The 18,004-nt window shown below is 37.2% G+C and carries 22 protein-coding genes; 11 read left to right on the top strand and 11 right to left on the bottom strand.

Features of this window, described 5'->3' with window-relative positions:
- Positions 1–166 precede the first annotated feature (166 nt).
- The 5 genes from AC4CUY_RS07415 to AC4CUY_RS07435 all read left to right on the top strand — a co-directional run bounded on the left by AC4CUY_RS07415 (position 167) and on the right by AC4CUY_RS07435 (position 2,883).
- Positions 167–382 carry a hypothetical protein gene (locus tag AC4CUY_RS07415; protein ID WP_419328279.1) on the top strand — a complete coding sequence of 72 codons (216 nt, stop codon included), beginning with the start codon at positions 167–169 and terminating at the stop codon, positions 380–382.
- A 33-nt stretch (positions 383–415) separates the two neighbouring features.
- The gene (locus AC4CUY_RS07420) at positions 416–595 is read left to right on the top strand and encodes a hypothetical protein (protein WP_490773899.1); all 180 of its coding nucleotides are present in this window, start codon (positions 416–418) and stop codon (positions 593–595) included.
- Positions 596–863: 268 nt separating this feature from the next.
- The gene (locus AC4CUY_RS07425) at positions 864–1,325 is read left to right on the top strand and encodes a hypothetical protein (protein ID WP_336953233.1); all 462 of its coding nucleotides are present in this window, start codon (positions 864–866) and stop codon (positions 1,323–1,325) included.
- 130 nt (positions 1,326–1,455) lie between these two features.
- Positions 1,456–2,190 (top strand): MFS transporter, encoded by a 735-nt coding sequence (locus AC4CUY_RS07430; protein WP_336953232.1) that lies wholly within the window; start codon positions 1,456–1,458, stop codon positions 2,188–2,190.
- Positions 2,191–2,202: 12 nt separating this feature from the next.
- Positions 2,203–2,883, top strand: coding sequence for a hypothetical protein (locus tag AC4CUY_RS07435; protein ID WP_336953231.1), 681 nt, complete (start codon positions 2,203–2,205; stop codon positions 2,881–2,883).
- 60 nt (positions 2,884–2,943) lie between these two features.
- On the opposite strand, the gene AC4CUY_RS07440 is transcribed toward AC4CUY_RS07435, so the two are convergent.
- Complete coding sequence (locus tag AC4CUY_RS07440) at positions 2,944–3,795, bottom strand: SDR family oxidoreductase (RefSeq protein WP_336953229.1); 852 nt, start codon at positions 3,793–3,795, stop codon at positions 2,944–2,946.
- Between the two features lie 126 nt (positions 3,796–3,921).
- Here AC4CUY_RS07440 and AC4CUY_RS07445 point away from each other — a divergent pair, with 126 nt between their 5' ends.
- Positions 3,922–4,296 (top strand): winged helix-turn-helix transcriptional regulator, encoded by a 375-nt coding sequence (locus AC4CUY_RS07445; RefSeq protein ID WP_004721299.1) that lies wholly within the window; start codon positions 3,922–3,924, stop codon positions 4,294–4,296.
- A 71-nt stretch (positions 4,297–4,367) separates the two neighbouring features.
- On the opposite strand, the gene AC4CUY_RS07450 is transcribed toward AC4CUY_RS07445, so the two are convergent.
- The 5 genes from AC4CUY_RS07450 to AC4CUY_RS07470 all read right to left on the bottom strand — a co-directional run bounded on the left by AC4CUY_RS07450 (position 4,368) and on the right by AC4CUY_RS07470 (position 8,945).
- Positions 4,368–5,009 carry a DUF2238 domain-containing protein gene (locus AC4CUY_RS07450; protein WP_490773900.1) on the bottom strand — a complete coding sequence of 214 codons (642 nt, stop codon included), beginning with the start codon at positions 5,007–5,009 and terminating at the stop codon, positions 4,368–4,370.
- Positions 5,010–5,111: 102 nt separating this feature from the next.
- Entirely contained in the window at positions 5,112–6,500 is a 1,389-nt protein-coding gene (gene purB / locus AC4CUY_RS07455; RefSeq protein WP_336953225.1) for an adenylosuccinate lyase, read from the bottom strand.
- Positions 6,501–6,556: 56 nt separating this feature from the next.
- Positions 6,557–7,288 (bottom strand): high frequency lysogenization protein HflD, encoded by a 732-nt coding sequence (gene hflD, locus AC4CUY_RS07460; protein ID WP_336953223.1) that lies wholly within the window; start codon positions 7,286–7,288, stop codon positions 6,557–6,559.
- A gap of 30 nt (positions 7,289–7,318) precedes the next feature.
- Positions 7,319–8,455, bottom strand: coding sequence for a tRNA 2-thiouridine(34) synthase MnmA (mnmA, locus tag AC4CUY_RS07465; RefSeq protein ID WP_490773901.1), 1,137 nt, complete (start codon positions 8,453–8,455; stop codon positions 7,319–7,321).
- A 4-nt stretch (positions 8,456–8,459) separates the two neighbouring features.
- Positions 8,460–8,945: an NUDIX hydrolase gene (locus AC4CUY_RS07470; protein WP_419328284.1), complete on the bottom strand. Its 486-nt coding sequence runs from the start codon at positions 8,943–8,945 to the stop codon at positions 8,460–8,462.
- A 607-nt stretch (positions 8,946–9,552) separates the two neighbouring features.
- Here AC4CUY_RS07470 and AC4CUY_RS07475 point away from each other — a divergent pair.
- The gene (locus tag AC4CUY_RS07475; RefSeq protein WP_336953217.1) at positions 9,553–10,035 is read left to right on the top strand and encodes a hypothetical protein; all 483 of its coding nucleotides are present in this window, start codon (positions 9,553–9,555) and stop codon (positions 10,033–10,035) included.
- A gap of 127 nt (positions 10,036–10,162) precedes the next feature.
- On the opposite strand, the gene AC4CUY_RS07480 is transcribed toward AC4CUY_RS07475, so the two are convergent.
- The 4 genes from AC4CUY_RS07480 to AC4CUY_RS07495 form a co-directional block, all read right to left on the bottom strand.
- Positions 10,163–10,705, bottom strand: coding sequence for a gamma carbonic anhydrase family protein (locus AC4CUY_RS07480; RefSeq protein ID WP_336953215.1), 543 nt, complete (start codon positions 10,703–10,705; stop codon positions 10,163–10,165).
- Between the two features lie 134 nt (positions 10,706–10,839).
- Complete coding sequence (gene dacC / locus AC4CUY_RS07485; RefSeq protein WP_336953213.1) at positions 10,840–11,988, bottom strand: D-alanyl-D-alanine carboxypeptidase PBP5/6; 1,149 nt, start codon at positions 11,986–11,988, stop codon at positions 10,840–10,842.
- A gap of 141 nt (positions 11,989–12,129) precedes the next feature.
- Positions 12,130–12,504, bottom strand: coding sequence for an MCR_0457 family protein (locus AC4CUY_RS07490; protein WP_336953211.1), 375 nt, complete (start codon positions 12,502–12,504; stop codon positions 12,130–12,132).
- A gap of 182 nt (positions 12,505–12,686) precedes the next feature.
- Positions 12,687–13,052 (bottom strand): MCR_0457 family protein, encoded by a 366-nt coding sequence (locus tag AC4CUY_RS07495; RefSeq protein ID WP_336953209.1) that lies wholly within the window; start codon positions 13,050–13,052, stop codon positions 12,687–12,689.
- A gap of 116 nt (positions 13,053–13,168) precedes the next feature.
- Here AC4CUY_RS07495 and surE point away from each other — a divergent pair, with 116 nt between their 5' ends.
- From surE to AC4CUY_RS07510, 3 genes are all read left to right on the top strand, one after another.
- The gene (surE, locus tag AC4CUY_RS07500) at positions 13,169–13,954 is read left to right on the top strand and encodes a 5'/3'-nucleotidase SurE (protein WP_336953208.1); all 786 of its coding nucleotides are present in this window, start codon (positions 13,169–13,171) and stop codon (positions 13,952–13,954) included.
- 106 nt (positions 13,955–14,060) lie between these two features.
- On the top strand, positions 14,061–14,894 hold the full coding sequence (locus AC4CUY_RS07505; RefSeq protein WP_336953206.1) for a peptidoglycan DD-metalloendopeptidase family protein: 834 nt from the start codon (positions 14,061–14,063) through the stop codon (positions 14,892–14,894).
- Positions 14,895–14,989: 95 nt separating this feature from the next.
- Positions 14,990–15,922, top strand: coding sequence for a LysR family transcriptional regulator (locus tag AC4CUY_RS07510; RefSeq protein ID WP_336953204.1), 933 nt, complete (start codon positions 14,990–14,992; stop codon positions 15,920–15,922).
- 137 nt (positions 15,923–16,059) lie between these two features.
- On the opposite strand, the gene AC4CUY_RS07515 is transcribed toward AC4CUY_RS07510, so the two are convergent.
- Positions 16,060–17,271: an aspartate aminotransferase family protein gene (locus AC4CUY_RS07515; RefSeq protein ID WP_336953202.1), complete on the bottom strand. Its 1,212-nt coding sequence runs from the start codon at positions 17,269–17,271 to the stop codon at positions 16,060–16,062.
- A 165-nt stretch (positions 17,272–17,436) separates the two neighbouring features.
- Here AC4CUY_RS07515 and grxD point away from each other — a divergent pair, with 165 nt between their 5' ends.
- Entirely contained in the window at positions 17,437–17,778 is a 342-nt protein-coding gene (grxD, locus tag AC4CUY_RS07520) for a Grx4 family monothiol glutaredoxin (protein ID WP_336953200.1), read from the top strand.
- The last annotated feature ends 226 nt before the right edge of the window (positions 17,779–18,004 follow it).

Here is an 18,004-nt window from a genome sequence, read left to right on the forward strand (position 1 = left end):
TCTAAGAGTCGTCGAAAAGGAGCTTCAAATGGAGCTCCTTTTTTTATATTATAAAGTTATGGTTCTATTTAAGTTTTAATTTATGATTCTAATTAAAACTTAGAGAATATTAAAAATAAAGAAAAAATTATCAATTTTTGCTTTAAGTTTGCTGAATTTATCAACAATGATTCACGCAACTCCGCATACAAGTCTTGATTTAACTCCTATATTGCAGGATCGTTTTGAACAAAATTGTGCGATTGGTCAACAATTCGATTTTTATATTCATGATGAGATGCAGGTAATTTTAATGAATCAGGTAGTTAAGGATGAAGTAGAAGAGCAAGCGGCTTACGTCAGCAAAAATTTTAGTTTAAAAATACGACTTACAGGGGATTAGTCGTAAATAAAATTGAATTTTGATGGGGGCGGTTTGACTTTGAGTGAGACGTTGTACTTTGATCTTCCAATGGCTTCAGCCAAACAGCAATTTAATAAGATTAAAAGCAATATACAGCAACCAACTAAAGCTGCAAATTTTGTGATGGCTGGAAAGGGCAAGAGTGATGCAATTGCTATCTATTTATGGTCTGATAAAAATGGACTTCAATAGTGTTATTGTGAATTAAGTTTTGGGATGATTTCTAAAAGTGATGAAACTTTTTACTATCACATAGAAATAGGTGTATGAAAAGCAAGTTTGCAATGCCACATTTAAAGTTTAAATTGCTTTGCTTAGGTGATGCCTTACGATAGAAAGACCATCTATGGTTTCATCATTATTTAAAACGATACAAGTATTAAATGCTCATTTTTGACTAACGCAAGAAGTCTAATAAAAGCTATTTTATATAAAGTAATTTGCAACAAAGGAAAATCACATGAAGAAAAAGATATTACTGAGCATGATGTTACTGCTAACGGGAGCTACACATGCCAAATCCTTAGAACTACGTCCTTTATTAAAAGATCGCTTCGAACAAAACTGTGCAATTCGGCAGCAATACGATTTTCATAATGAAAATTCAGAACTGATTGCACCACTTGAACACTATACGATTGATGTAAAATATGTGGATAAACAGGTTTATGACTCAACCACGTATAAATTAAAAAATGTCACTTATGCTGGCATTCCTATTCGCAAAATAGAATTTAGTTTTGGTCGTCCCGCGCAACAATACAATCAATATTTATATTTTGATCTGAGTGCTACAACAGCAAAGCAGCGATTTAAAACTCTAAAATTCAATCAAAATCATGAAAAAGGCGATGTGAGTGTTGAGTATAAAAATAATACAGCAATTGTGCAGTGCTATTGGTTAGCTGATTTTTCGAAATAATCCGTAGATTAGATATCAATTGTTTAATAATTAAACAAAATTCTTCGACTTTTATACATAAAAACGCATATTAATTCACATAAGTATTTAAAATAAAAAATAATTAAGGATAAAAATTAAGGACAGGATTTTGCAGTTGAAGCAAGTTATGGCGGGAGTTGCCTTTATTCTTATTGCTACGGTGTGTGGTGTATTGATTGCAATCTGGGTATTTAAACATTTTAATATTTATATTCCACTTGAAAATCAAGCTGTACGTATCGATTTAAAAGAACCTTTACAAGCCAAAGTACAAATTCATGACGCATTAGATGTGGATGTCAAAGGAAAAGTGAAAGCTGAAATTCCTATTCATGAAAAGCTAAACTTACCGATTACACAAACCTTAACCCCACATGTGTATTTTGATAATGAAGTCCCTATTCAAACCACAATTCCTGTGAATGAAGTGATCAAAATCAATCAGGATATGCCGATTGATACCAAGGTTAAAGTCACTGTGTTAGGTAAAGATATTACTTTACCATTAAAAGGGAACATCCCGATTCATATGGATGTGCCGATTAATTTACAAGTGCCACTCAACCAAAATATTCATTTAAAGTTTGATGCCCCAGTAAAGGTGTTACTTAAAGAAAATTTACATGTGCCACTTGATGCGACATTAAAAACCAATATTCCAATTCAGGGCCATCTCAATGTTCCAATTAAATCAGCACTTCAAGCAACAGTAGATGTTCAAAATACATTACCGGTAAAAATTGAAAAAGGGCAACTTAAAATTCCGCTCAATAGTTTAAGGCTATCACGCCGCGATCATCCGCCAGTAAAACCACAACAACCACAGTCCGAAGCTTTAAAATAGGGTGGTATGGAAATGTGGATCTTTAAATCTATACGAAATTTGTTGTTCACTTTTATGAGCGTCGTATTGCTCATTGCGCTGTGCGTTTGGTTGTATTTGAATATTCATGCCTCAATGCAGGTTTCTGCGCAAAGGGCACAAATTCAATTGTCGGAATCTTTACCGACAAAAATCCATGTGGGGAATTATTTACAAACACATGCACAAGGTGCTTTAGATACTGAGTTGACGATTGACCGTGAGTTGGCTTTACCTTTAAAAGGCAAATATTTGGCTAATTTAAGTTTTGTTGTAACAACGCCGATTGAGGTTGAGCTTGATTATGAGACTGATATTCAGATTGAAACGCTAATGCCATTAGAAACAACCACGGATTTGGTTTATCAAAATAAACTACTGCCTCAATTTCCTTTAAAAGTGGATATTCCGATTAAACTTTCGGTGCCATTTAAGTTAAAACGACGTTATCAAGTTCCAATCAAAATTATGTTTGATGGACCTGTTTATTTAGATTTTGATGAAGTGATTCATTTGTATGTGAAGCATAAACTTAAGCCAATACTGAATATTAATGATCCAATGACGATGAGAAAAATTGCGGTGTTCCGTGCAACCATGTACAACACAGAAAGACAGTCCCTAGCAGATCTGGAGATGAATATCGATTTTCCTATCAAAAATATTCATCCTTAATTGCTCAGTATAGCATGGGCTTAAATTTTGTATTAAGCCCATGCTTATCTTTAAAAATGCCTAAAATAAAGCTCTAACCTGATCCTGAATATGCGTTGTTTTACGACCAATTAAATATTCCAAGTCTTTACTTTCACTATACATTGCACCATTTACAGTCTGTACATCTGCGTCAACAATAACCGCTACTAGTGCATGGGGTAACCCTGCCGTAAGAAGTGACTGAGTATAATCTTCCGAGCTGATATCTTGATACTGTACAGTTTGACCTGATGCCAAAGTGATATAAGAGGCTAAATCTGCAAGGGTAAAATGATTTGAACCTGCAAGCTCATAAGTTTTATTTTCATGATCTGAGGAAGTAAGGACTTTAGCAGCAGCTTCGGCATAATCTAAACGAGAAGCTGAACTGATTTTTCCATTTTGAGCGCTGCCGTAAAGTGTTCCTGTTTCCGCAGTATGCTTAACGTTACCAAGATAATTTTCGCTATACCAATTGTTGCGTAAAAATGTATATTTCAAACCACTTTGCAGAATGAGAGCTTCTGTTTCACGATGTTCTTGCGCTAAACCTAGTGGATTATCTGTTGCATTGAGTAAGCTGGTATAGGCAATGTATTCAACTTTGGCTGCGACAGCTGCCTCTATAACTGCTTTATGTTGTGGGGTACGACGACCAATTTCATTGGCTGAAATTAAAAGTAATTTATCTACATTGTGTAAAGCAGATATTAATGTTTCAGGTTGATCATAGTTAAATAGGCGAAGTTCAATCCCTTGTTGTTTGAGCGACTGTGCTTTATCTATATTTCGAACCAGCGCCACAATATTTTCAGCAGCAGTATGTTGAAGTAAGGCTTGGATCACCAATTGTCCAAGTTGACCCGTTGCGCCTGTAATTGCGATTTTCATAAATTCACCTTTAAATATGATTTAAATTGGATGTTTTTTAAACTTGATGTTATTATCATAATCATTAAACTTACTATATGTAAGTACGTACCTAAAAGTAAGCTAATTACTGTGTAGAGAGAATTTATGAGCATCTATGCTTCAAGTGATTTAATTGGTCAAGTTTTATCCAGTCAGTGCCCATCTAGAGAAATATTGGAGCATTTAACCAGCAAATGGTCTGTATTGGTTTTACGTTGTTTAAATGATGGTGTGCAACGTTTTAGTGAACTGCGCAATCGAATTGAGGGGATCAGCGAAAAAATGCTGGCACAGACATTAAAAGTGCTTGAGCAAGATGGCTTTATATTGAGAACGGTTTACCCTGAAGTACCACCGAAAGTAGAGTACCAATTGACGATTTTAGGTGCACAAGCGGCTGAAAAATTAAACTATTTGATTGGTTGGATTGAGCGCAGTTTGCCCGATATCTTAGAGAATAAACAAAGATTGCAAAAGTAAAATTCAGTTGATTTTATACTCACCAAGAAGTTGATCGCTAAGTGAGTATATTGGAAGGGAGAAAAGCCTTATTATTGAGGATGATTCACTTTTGCCGCAGCTTTTAAAGCGACTAATCCTGTCATGATTGCACCTATGGTGGCTAAGAACATATCCTTATGCGCATCCCATATATCACCTTGTTGTCCATTATAGTTTTCAGCTTCTTCTGGAGATAGGCCAATGGCAATCCACCATTCAATCCATTCATAAAATAAACTGGTTGCCATAACAAATTGAATGACTAATAAAAATAAGGTTTTAGGCTTTAAGTTTGGTAACCACACTTGGAAAATTCGGTAGAAAAATGGGTAAAGAAATAAGCCATAGAATAAGTGTACAAAGCGGTCAAACATGTTACGTGTCCACCCTATTGCTTGATTGAGATCAAAGTTTAAGTATTTGATTGACCAATCATTATAAGGCACATAAGAATAAAGATAATGTGCAGCAATGACATGAATCACCAAGAAGAGGATGTACAATAAAAATGATGAAAATGTCAGCCCTATTTTCTTTAGACAGAAAAATAGAACAATCAGCATGAGTAAGGTGCCAATCTGATGCAGCATGTAAGATGGGTATTCTAAGGGATTGATACTGGCAAGAATGATTGCGATTGCAAGCAAAGCAAGAACAAGCCAATGTTTTTTTGTTAAGGCATGATAAATCATTATGGTATTTTCTAAAAATTATTACTGCGCATTGTAATCAAAATGCAAAAAAATGCGAAGCATCGGCTTCGCATTTTTTAGGTCTTTTAGATGATTAAAAGCTTAGATTTTAGCAATCAAATCTTTAATTTTTTTGGCTTGATCCGCAGCATTACCTGTGTAAGTAGCAGGAGTCATTTCAGCCAAACGTGCACGATCAGCAGCAGGTACAGCTTCAAGCTCAGTACCATTGACAAAATCAACCATCATGTCACGTGTCATCGCTTGACCACGAGTCAATGCTTTTAATTTTTCATATGGTTTTTCAACTGCATAACGACGCATTACAGTTTGAATTGGTTCAGCCAATACTTCTTGTGCATGATCAAGGTCTTCAAGAATACGTGTCGCATTAAGTTCAAGTTTTCCAATACCTTTTGAACATGCTTCAAAAGCAATTAAACTTTGTGCCAAGCCAACACCCATGTTACGTAATACGGTAGAGTCCGTGAGGTCACGTTGCCAACGGGAAATTGGCAATTTTTCACCTAAGTGCGCTAATACTGCATTTGCAATGCCCAAGTTACCTTCTGAGTTTTCAAAATCAATAGGATTGACTTTGTGTGGCATTGTCGAAGAACCGACTTCACCTTCTTTTAGACGTTGTTTAAAGAAGCCTAAAGAGATATAGCCCCAAACATCACGGTTAAAGTCGATTAAAATTGTATTAAAACGACGTAGAGCATCGAACAATTCAGCGATGTAATCGTGTGGTTCGATCTGAGTTGTATAAGGGTTGAAGGTTAAACCGAGTGATTCAACAAATGCTTGCGAGTGAGCAGGCCAGTTGATTTCAGGATAAGCAGAGTAGTGTGCGTTGTAGTTACCCACTGCACCATTAATTTTGCCCAATAATTCAACTTGTTTAAACTGTTTGATTTGACGTGCTAAACGATATGCAACATTGGCCATTTCTTTACCCAAAGTCGTTGGGCTAGCAGTTTGGCCATGGGTACGTGATAGCATCGGTTGTTCAGCATGTGTTTCAGATAAAGCCACAATAGAATCAACAATTTGTTGCATAGCAACAACTAATACTTCACGACCACTTTTCAACATTAAAGCGTGAGAAAGGTTGTTGATGTCTTCTGAAGTGCATGCGAAGTGAATAAATTCACCTGCATTTTTAAGCTCATCAATATGTGCAATTTTTTCTTTTAAGAAATATTCAACCGCTTTTACATCATGGTTAGTGGTACGCTCAATCTCTTTAATACGGTTAGCATCATCTTCAGAAAATTGAGTAACAATCGCATCTAAAGCAGTATTGGTTGCAACAGAAAAAGCGGGCACTTCTGTAATTTCAGGACGATTTGCAAGCGCTTGTAACCAACGCACTTCAACAGTCACACGAGCATGGATGAGACCAAACTCAGAGAGGTAAGGGCGTAATGCATCGCATTTGCTTGCATAGCGTCCGTCTAGTGGAGAAAGGGCGGTTAAAGCGTTCATAAAGATTCCTTAAATTTTGGAATTAGAGCGAATGGCGTAACCCGAACAGTATCAAATTAAACAACCTGATATTGTAATCGAGCCAGATCTTGAATATCTTGAAGAAGTTTGCGTTTGCTAAAGATCATATTCCATGAACTACCACCTAATTGACGCCATAGGTGTGCCATTTGTAAGCCTGTGAATAAACTGGCGCGGATACGATTGGTATGGGCAGAATCTTTAAAGGCCTCTGCATTGCCGCGAACTAGAATTCGAGGATTAATTTGACCAGCAGTGTCGACATAGGTTTGTGCTAAATTGGCAATGATACTTGGATGTAAATAGTTATTATCAAAAAAAGACAGCTGTTTTAATATTTTTTGTTGAGATTGTTCAATAATTTCAACAAATTTTGAATTGCTATAGACTTTTTTTTCCAAGGCCAATAACGACATTGCATAAGTCATTGGTAGTTTTGCATTGGCAATTTTAGGAATTCTAGATTTCGGTGATGTCGAGAAAGGTTGTGTAATACTACTTTCTAAAGCTTTTAAACCTAAAGAAATGTCTGCCAATTGATTGAAAAAATCTAAAGTTTGACCGGATAGATTGGCAGAAGGACGAATATTGAGGCTAGCTTTGATGAGCTGTTCAAAATAGAAATTACCACTTTCACCAATACTTTGACGTCCTGACATTGCAGTCATATGCGTCAGCTGTGTTGCTTGAAACACAGCTGCTAACGCCAAAGCTCGATTTTGGCGTTGATTCAAAGTCTGAGGCTGTTGAAAGGGCAACTCAACCATGCCTAAATTCCTTTAAATAATTTTTAATCATTACTCAATAAAATCTGGTTTTGGTGCGTTGGTATGATGAATCACACCACCACCTAAACATACTTCATCGACATAGAAAACAACACTTTGTCCCGGAGTAACGGCACGCTGTGCTTCATCAAATTCGACACGAACACCATTCGGAGTGTTTGTATCTTTATAAATTGTACATGCTTGATCAGGCTGACGGTAACGAGTTTTTGCCGTGCATCGGAAACCAGTGTCTGAAATTGCTTGTTCACCCGCAACCCAGTCAATAGTTTCAGACCATAAAATGGTACTCTGCATCAGTGGATGTTCATGACCTTGCCCAACTACAAGACGATTAGATTCAATGTCTTTATGTAGAACAAACCAAGCACCTTCTTCAGCACCTTTGAGACCGCCTAAACCAATACCACCACGCTGACCGAGCGTATAGTACATTAAGCCGTGATGATCACCAACCTCTTTTCCAGTATCTAAGACAATTTTTCCAGGTTGTGCCGGTAAATATTGTTTTAAGAAGTCATTAAAACGGCGCTCACCAATAAAGCAGATTCCTGTTGAATCTTTTTTCTTGGCAGTGGCTAAACCCAATTCTTCCGCAATTTTACGTACTTGTGGTTTTTCGATTTCACCAATAGGGAACAAGGTCTTATTGATTTCACGACCATGGACTGCGTGAAGAAAATAGGTTTGGTCTTTGTTATTGTCTACACCACGCAATAAAGGCGCATATTGATCACCTTTTGAGTTTGTGGTTGTTTCACCACGACGACAATAATGTCCAGTTGCAATAAAATCAGCGCCTAAATTGACAGCATGATCTAAGAATGCACGGAATTTAATTTCTTTATTACACAGAATATCTGGGTTTGGTGTACGCCCAGCGGCATATTCTGCTAAGAAATGTTCAAATACGCGATCCCAATATTCCATTGCAAAATTTGCAGTATGGAGTTTGATCCCAATTTTGTCACACACCGCTTGTGCGTCAGCAAGGTCATCCATTGCGGTACAATATTCCGTGCCATCATCTTCTTCCCAGTTTTTCATGAAAAGCCCTTCAACTTGATATCCTTGTTGAAGTAAAAGTGCAGCAGAAACAGATGAATCTACACCACCCGACATACCGACGATGACACGTTGTTGCATAGGATTAGGCATCCAAATTTGAAATTAAAGGAGAGTTTTGGTGCTCATAGATGAGCGAAAGTGGGTATTTTTGCCCAGAAAGTGCATCTTGTACAGCTTTAATGACCAAAGGACTTCTTGCGCGAGCAGATTCAAGCAGTTCTTCAAGCGTCATCCATTGTGGTCCAATGATATCTGTATCCAGCTGTGCGTCTGGAAAGTATTCAGTGACGTGTGCTAAAAAGCAAAATCTAAAATAAGTGCGGTCTGGAAACATGGGTGGGGTATAGGTATAGATCCCCAGTAATGAATTGATTTCTACTGCATATCCTGTCTCTTCCATGGTTTCACGTAACGCAGCTTGAATAATAGTTTCGCCATATTCAACATGCCCAGCGGGTTGATTGAACACAGTATGGCTTACACCTTCGGTATATTCTTCTACAAAAAGAAATTTTCCATCTTTTTCTACAACTGTCGCAACAGTAACGTGGGGTGTCCAAGCGGTCATGACCAGCACCAAGGGAGATAAAGCATTATTCTACAAAATTTAGCACGTGGTGGCTATGTTCGTGCGGATTTTCTTTGATCATCCTAAGCGGACATGTATCCACAATATGCTTAAAATACTTCTGGGCAAGTTTGCTTATCTTGCATTTGGAGCTGAAATCTCAGCGCTTTAACTGATTAATCTATTATTTTATACCAGCTTGTTGTAGGTCAGAATGTTTCACATAAAAATTACTATATAAACTGATGTATTTGGCTCTATCGATCCAGCTCAATAGACCGCTGGAATATTCATGTGTAGATGTGTTAAGTGTAATACGCAATATGTCTGTAAGATTATTCGACTTAATACCGAACACAGAATTAAATACATTCGCTATTTACGGGTGTACCCCACTAAAACATAAAAGACTTTATTTGTTTGAATCTACTGTATCGTCGAATGTTTTTTGGATAGAATTATAAGACATTGACTATAAAAGATAGTCAAATCAAAAAAGCTTGAATTGGGGCTTGATCAAGCAACGTTTTATACAGGTAAAGCCAGTTCTTGTTTTAAGATCGCTTAGCCATTCCAATTCTTGGGCATACAATAGGATTTAAAAAGTATGATAAAGAAATTATTATGTATACCTTTAGGTGTATTACTGATCACTGGGTGTGCTTCAAATCCTAATGATGCCACTTCAAATGTAGGTACACAGGGATTATTAATTTGCCAGCCAAGTGAACTTTGTCCAATCGTCACTGTGGTGTGGAATGAGACACATAAAGACTTTTTAAAGGTGAAACTCAGCTTAAATAGCGCCTATACCAAATATAATATTGAAAAAGTTGTATTTAGTGATGGTGCAAAAAGTCACTCATTTAATGTGATTGGGCCAACTGAAATTGATTTTGCATTTAAAGCAAATCGTTCTCGTAACAGTGTGCTTATTCCAGTCAACCTAATGGGGGACTTCAAAAGCTCGCAAAATATCTTTATGGAAATACATACAGATCAAGGTGTGATTACCCGCTATATCTTAAAAGACAATGTCAAAGCCCCCGTATTTGAAGAATTAACCAAATACTACAAAGTCTCTGAGTAGCGGTTTGATCCAAAATGTAATGCCTAATTCCACTGTAGTTTAGTGGAATTAGATTTACTTGAGCAACATGTATTCAAATAAAAAATACGCTTTTAAGCATGCTTAGATATTTGCTTTAATCCTATGATTAATCGTGTGTCTCTAAATGATGATTCGCCACTTTGACATAATGTCTTGCTGAATAAGGTAGAAATTCTTTTTCTTTATCGGTTAAAGGGCGAACTTTTTGTACAGGGCTTCCTACATAGAGGTAACCACTTTCCAAGCGCTTTCTTGGTGGAACTAGAGAGCCTGCACCAATCATGACATCATCTTCAATTATCACATCATCAAGAACAATGGTATTAATTCCAACTAAAACACGGTTGCCAATGGTACAACCATGTAAAGTGACATGGTGCCCGATCGTCACATCTTCCCCAATTACTAAAGGTGAACCATTGGGTTTAGCATCATTTTTATGACTAACATGTAACATGCAATGGTCTTGTACATTAGAATAACGCCCAATTTTAATGTGATTGACATCAGCACGAATCACCGCAAAAGGCCAAACAGATACATTTTCCGCCAAAGTTACTTCACCGATTACAACCGAGAGATCATCGATATAACAGGTTGAATCAATTTTAGGATGATGGTCTAAATACGAACGAATATTTTTTTTCATGTTGGCTTCCATGTCAAAAGCAAAATTTAACCAATGTGTTTTTACCGAGTATAAATTAAAAAGGCATCCAAATCTGTGATCAGGATGCCTGTGCTTTAGTCTAATAAACTCAATATTAGGTTTAAGCGAATAATTTAGAACAAGTTGCTAAAGAACATTTTGATATGATCGATCAAGCGAGAGAAGAAGCCTGCTTCTTCTACAGCTTTTAACGCCACTAATGGTTTTTCAGCAATGACTTTACCGTCTAAAGTTGCAGTAAGTTTACCTACAACCTGACCTTGTTTTAATGGTGCATTTAAGTTGGGTTGAACAGTAACTTGAGTTTTAATGGCATTAGCCTGACCTTTAGGCATCGTCACATTGAAGTTTTCAGCTAAACCAATTTGTACGTCACTTTCTTTACCAAAATAAACCTTTGCTTTAGCAAGAACTTGATTTGCAGGTTGCACACTGACAGTTTCAAAGTTTGAGTAACCCCATGCTAATAATGAACGTGTTTGACTCGCACGTTCATTCATAGACGGCGCACCAAAAATCACAGAAATCAAACGCATTGGACCACGTTTTGAGGAGGTAGTTAAGCAATAACCCGCTTCATCTGTATGACCTGTTTTTAAGCCATCAACACTTGGGTCAGTATAAAGTAAGGCATTACGATTACCTTGTTTGATGCCGTTAAAAGTAAATTCTTTTTCCGAATAAATAGGATAATATTTTGAACTGTCATGAATGATATGTTTAGCAAGTACCGCCATATCTTTTGCGGTTGAGTAATGACCTTCAGCAGGCATACCTGTTGCATTGATAAAATGCGTATTGACCATGCCCACACGTTTGGCTTCTTGGTTCATCGCATAAGCAAATGAACCCTCATTACCGGAAATATGTTCAGCCATAGCTTTAGATGCATCATTACCTGACTGGATAATAATGCCTCGTAACATTTCTAAAACTGTTGCAGTACCATTTAAAGGTACGTACATACAAGATTCAGTACTGCTACCACGGCACCATGCAGACTCATTCATGCGAACTTTTTCACTTTCGGTCAGTTCACCTTTAAGAAGTTTTTGCTCAATGATGTAACTCGTCATCATTTTAGTCATCGAAGCAGGTGCTAATTTTTCATTTTCATTCTTCGATGCAAGAATTTGACCTGTCTCATAGTCCATTAAGACATACGATTTATTATTTAATTCTGGCGGAGTTGTTAAGACGGTTGCTGCATAAGAAAATGAAGGTAAAAGTAATAATGCAGCAATGGCGCTTTTTCGAGTCATTCTAGGTCGTTCCAATCGTTATATGAGCACAAACAGGCTAGCATTTTAGGGCAAAGCAAAGCCGACTTCTACAAGGAAAGTCGGCTTATTTCTTACTTATTGTAACTAATTCAATATTTGTTGAATATATTGTACAAATCGTTATGACTGATAGTGACTAATGTCATTACAAATCGCTGTATTTTCAGCATCACCTGCTTTTTTTGCATCACTTTTTGCTTCTTTTAACGCTCTTTGGAAATCCTTTTGCTTGGTAAGTGATTTTAAGGTTGCTTTAGGATCTTTGTCATTTGGCATATAGTCTTTAAGCAGATGATCAAAACCTTTGTTAAACGCAGCATCTGTTTTAATTAGACTCGGGCAGATATCCGACAATACATAAATTGCAGCCAATTCTTCTTTAGATACTTGTTGCTGAGTAACTTCGATTTTGTCAGATGCGGCAAAAGCATGTGTCATAAATAAACTACTTGCTGATACAAGGCTTAATGTCAGCATTTTTAACGTCATACGCATAAATAACCTAATCAATTTTTAATTTGAGAATTTGCATAGATTAAACGTAAAAACTGTGAAAAATATAGAGAAAGTGTATCGATGTTGTAGATTTATTTGAAATTTTCGCAAACTTAACAATGCAAAAGATGTCAAAAAAGTATTTTTTAACATCGCATTGGTCGTGAGGTTCTTATGCTGTTCTAGTGTGAAAGTTCAAGTACATCAGCACATACTGCTTTGTGTTCAGCTTGATCCACTTCTTTGGCACTTATTTGTGCTTCTTTCAGTACAGTTTGGTATTCTGGATCTTGTTGAAGCTGCACTAATGTTGTAGTTTTCGAGAGACCCTTTAATAAGATTTGGGTTAAATTCTCAATTTTAGTTTGAAATGCAGGATTGTTACCGATTAACACTGGGCAAACTTCGGCAAGCACTTGGGTTGCTGCAATATCTTCTTTCGCAATTCGATCAGACTCTTGTGAAGTTAATGTTTCTGAAAATGCAGATTGTGCACAAAGTGTGATGAGAGCCATAGAAATAGTATGAGTAAGAGAACGTGTAATCATCTTTATAGTCACAAATTAGATTTAAAATTGAGTAAGTAACTATATATAATTGTTAAATAAATTTGAATTAAATAACTCAGTAGTCATTTAATAAATTTTAATCAGAGAACCCGTTAGTGAATATTTTAATTGCAAATGATGATGGTGTTTTTGCACCAGGTATTCAAGCTTTAGCAAAAGCGTTGCGACCATTAGGTCGAGTTGTTATTGTTGCGCCAGAAAGTGAGCGCAGTGGTTTTTCAAGTGCATTAACCCTAGATCGACCAGTTCGACCAATTCAAATTGCAACAGATATGTGGGCAGTAAACGGTACACCTGCAGATTGTGTCTATTTGTCCATGAATGGTTTGTTCGATTTTGAATTTGATTTAGTTGTGAGCGGAATCAATAGTGGGGCAAATTTAGGAGACGATGTACTTTATTCTGGAACAGTAGGGGCGGCATTTGAAGGGCGTTTGATGAAACAACCTGCCATCGCAGTTTCATTAGCGGGCAGTAATGTGCGTTCATATGACAATCCTGAAGATTATGCGCAAGCCGCAAATTGGGTTTATACGTTTATTGCCAAAGGCTTACCTGAACTGCCTCCACGACATATTCTAAATATCAATATTCCTGATGTAGAAGATATTTTAGGTGCTCAAATTACTTATCAGGGTCGTCGAATACAATCAAAACCGATTACCAGTCAGGTCGATCCTCGTGGTCGTCAAGTCTATTGGATTGGTTTGGCGGGTGAAGCAGTGACAGACCCCAAAAAGAATTCAAAAAATCTGCAATCTGACTTTTTTGCAATTGCCAATGGGTATGTCAGTATTACACCAATTCAAATGGACGCGACTAATTATACGATTCTTGAAACACTACAATCACAACTCTCACATAGTCATTTTGATGTTTGAGTGTTATAACTTTGTGAAAAAGCACTGTTAAACAGTGAAATGCGTGTGTTTTTTGCTAATCTTAAGCAAATATTTTTAAATTTTAAGATTGTAGAGAGGGAAATCAATGCTTTTGGCTCGATCAACACTTCCAATTCAAATGCCTAAACGATGGATAAAAATCATTTTGTCCACAATAGCAATCACCTCTACAATATTGGTGACTGGGTGTGCATCGAAGCCTCAAATAAATAATCCTACACGCTATGCTGTTGCACCTGACTATTACACAGTTCGTTCTGGTGATACCTTAAGTGCAATCTCAATGCGTTATGGTTTGAGTTATCTCAGTGTTGCTGAAATGAATGATATCGCTGCGCCTTATCGAATTTATGTGGGGCAGTCATTACGTTTGAAAAAGGGTAGTGGCAATGTCACTCGATCTACGACGAAAGCGTTAACTAACAATGAACCGCAAATTCAACGTCAAACGATTAAGTTACCAACACAGCAGCCAACACCACCAACTGGGACAATAACTGCTCAGCCAGCAACGCCGCCTGTGCAAACGACGACGACAGTACAATCAACACAATTGAGATGGGTAAAACCATCAAATGGGCCTGTTATTGCAAATTATAATGTTGCGAATAATATAAAAGGAATACGTTTCGGAGGGAATCAAGGTGATCCAATTTTTGCCGCAGCGGATGGTCAAGTGGTTTATGCTGCAGATGGATTAAAAGAATATGGTAATCTTGTCTTAGTAAAACATATTGATGGTTACATTACTGCATATGCTCATAACAGCAAAATGTTGGTGAAAAGTGGTCAAACGGTGACAGCAGGACAGAAGATTGCAGAGATGGGATCTTCAGGCGCCACCAGTACTATGCTGGAGTTTCAGGTACGTTTAGATGGAAAACCAATTAACCCAGCAAATATTTTACCAATAAATTAAATATTTTAATGCAAAGTGTAATTTTCTTCGTATAATACAATGAGTTGTTTTGAACAAAAAAGTGTGAAACAGCTCATAATTTCAGAGGGAAATTTATGTTAGATCAACTTCGGGCAATGGGTGTATTTGCTTGTGTTGTTGAAAAAAGTTCTTTTAGTGGTGCCGCGCGTGACCTTGGCATTACGACTAGTGCGGTTAGTCAGCAAATTAGATCTTTAGAACATGAAATGGAAGTTACGCTTCTACATCGTTCTACACGAAAGCTGAGTTTAACTGAGGCTGGTCAAGCTTTTTTCCACAGTTGTCAAGAAATGCTCGCTGCCGCAGAGCGTGGAAAAATCCGCATTAATGAGTTGCGCGATGATTTAGTTGGGGATTTGCGTATTGCGACAACCCCAGAAATAGGAGCAACACATGTTGTGCCTGCTTTATCGCATTGGATGTCTGCACATCGAGGTTTGATGGTTCATTTTGAAGCAGATAACCAATATATCGACTTGATCCAAGAGCGTATAGATATTGCTATTCGTATGTCTTCAAAAATCGAAGATGTGAATAACTTGAGTTGTACGCCTCTTGCAAGAGTAGATCAAATCTTAGTTGCATCGCCAAGTTATTTAAATCAAACAGTGCCTATTTCGCGACCTGAAGATTTACAGAATCATGATTTGATTCCGATAAATATCATGAAAAATTCTCAACATTTTTCATTTCAGCATGGTGCAACAGGTGAAGTCGTTAATTTAGAAATGAAGCATCGTCTTCAGACAAATAATGTATTTGTTGCAAAATCATTGTGCCAACATGGACATGGTATTGCTCGGATTCTTTATTTAGATGTGCAAAAAGAATTGATGAATGGAACGTTGGTTGAAGTATTACCAGAGTGGAAGTTACCAACTTTCACTTTAAGTGCTGTGACCTTAAAGCGTGAACAGCAACCGATGAAAATTCATCGTTGTCTAGACGCTTTGAAACAATATTTTAGCCAGTTACCTGGTGGTAGAATTTTCCAAGAAGCCTCATAAAGCCAAAGTTCTAACTCTAATAAGTTCTAATAAAAAAGCCGCTTTAAAGCGGCTTTTCTATATTTTTAACTTTATAAGCAATGACGATAAAACTAAAAGAGATTAACAGGTTGAGCTCTTAAAGTGTTGGTTAATGTTTAAGCAAGAAATGCTTTAATTGCAGGCACTAAACGTTTCAATAAGTCATCTGCCTGCTCATGATTCATATTTAACGCAGGAAGTAAGCGGATCACATTACCTGAAGTAACATTAATGATTAAGTGATACTTATCACGTGCTATGTTCACCAATTCAGCACAGTCTTTTGATAGTTCGATACCAATCATCATACCGAAACCACGCACAACCACATCCTGATCTGCAAGTTGAGCACGGAACTGATCGACTAAATAGGTTCCAATTTCTGCAGCATTTGCGACAATATTTTCTTTTTGGATCAAATCAATCACAGTGTAGACGACACGTGAGCCTAAATGTGTGCCGCTATAAGTAGACCCATGATTCCCAGCAGCAAGAACACCAACACCACGACCCTGTGTCATCACAGCACCAATTGGAAAACCATTTCCCAAACCTTTTGCTGTGGTTAAAACATCTGGAATAATATTGGTATGTTGATAGGCAAAGTATTTACCAGTACGGCCATTACCTGTTTGGACCTCATCCAGCATCATCAACCAATTATGTTGATTACAAATGCGACGAATATCTTCAAGATAGCTAAAGCCTTGAGGAGCCGTATTGACACCACCTTCACCTTGGATTGGTTCAACCAAAATTGCCACAATGTCAGGATGCTGAATAGCGGCTTCTTCAATGGCTTCTATATCGCCAAAAGGTACACGAATAAAGCCATCAACCAAAGGTGCAAAGCCTTCCTGAACTTTTTTATTGCCAGTAGCAGAAAGTGTTGCAAGCGTACGACCATGGAATGATTGGTCTGCAACAATGATTTTAGGGGTGGAAACACCTTGTAAATGACCAAATTTACGTGCAATTTTAATTGCACCTTCATTCGATTCTGCACCACTGTTTGAGAAAAAGATTTCTTCCATTCCTGAAACTTCAGCCAGCTTTTGTGCTGCTGCAGTTTGCCAAGCGACTTCGTAAATATTACTCGTATGAATTAACGTAGCTGCTTGTTCTGCAATGGCTTCAGCCAACACAGGATGAGCATGCCCTAAGCCACAAACGGCTATACCCGTCAATGCATCTAAATACTCAGTGCCATTTTCTGTATAAAGATAAGAACCTCGTCCTCGTATAAAGCTGATCGGTTGACGGCTGAATACAGGCATCAAATGTGAAGGTTGATCAGTTTGTACCGGAGCGAGGGTGATGTTATTCATAACTAACTCTTATCTGTTAGGAGTGGAAAGGGTGAAAGATTATCTAACCAAAATATGCGGAAGATTTAAAGCTTTAATATAAATAAAATTGGAAATAATCGTCTAGACATATTCTTTATTGTGGATTTAGGTATAATGCAGGCAGATGAGTTGAGGATTTAATCAATGACTGAACAAGCGCGTGATACAGAAGCGTTAATTCGCGATCAAATAGCTAAACATGCAGTACTTCTTTATATGAAAGGTACTCCGCAATTTCCACAATGTGGTTTCTCTGCGCGTGCAGTTGAAGCACTTAGCCAAATTGGTCGTCCATTTGCTTATGTAAATATCTTGGAAAATCCTGATATTCGTGCAACTTTGCCACAAATTGCAAATTGGCCTACATTCCCTCAATTGTGGATTAATGGTGAATTGATCGGCGGTAGCGACATTATTCTAGAAATGTTCCAAAATGGTGAATTAAAACCATTGATTGAGCAGTATAGCCCAGCGCCAGATGCTTAATGAGTAGATGATGTAGAAAAAGCACCGGAAGGTGCTTTTTTATTTGGCTAAGATTTATTTTGTTCTAGGATGGGAAAATTGATCAACAGCCTAGACAAGACTTTGCGATAACTGGTGAAGAGTTTAAGTGTTTAGATATTTAAAAAAAACAGGAAGTTTAACTCATTTATGATCATGAAAAATAAGACAAAGCCTTGAATATTCAAAGCTTTGTCTATGTGAGGCT

Source organism: Acinetobacter sp. 778_lipA (assembly GCF_058242985.1).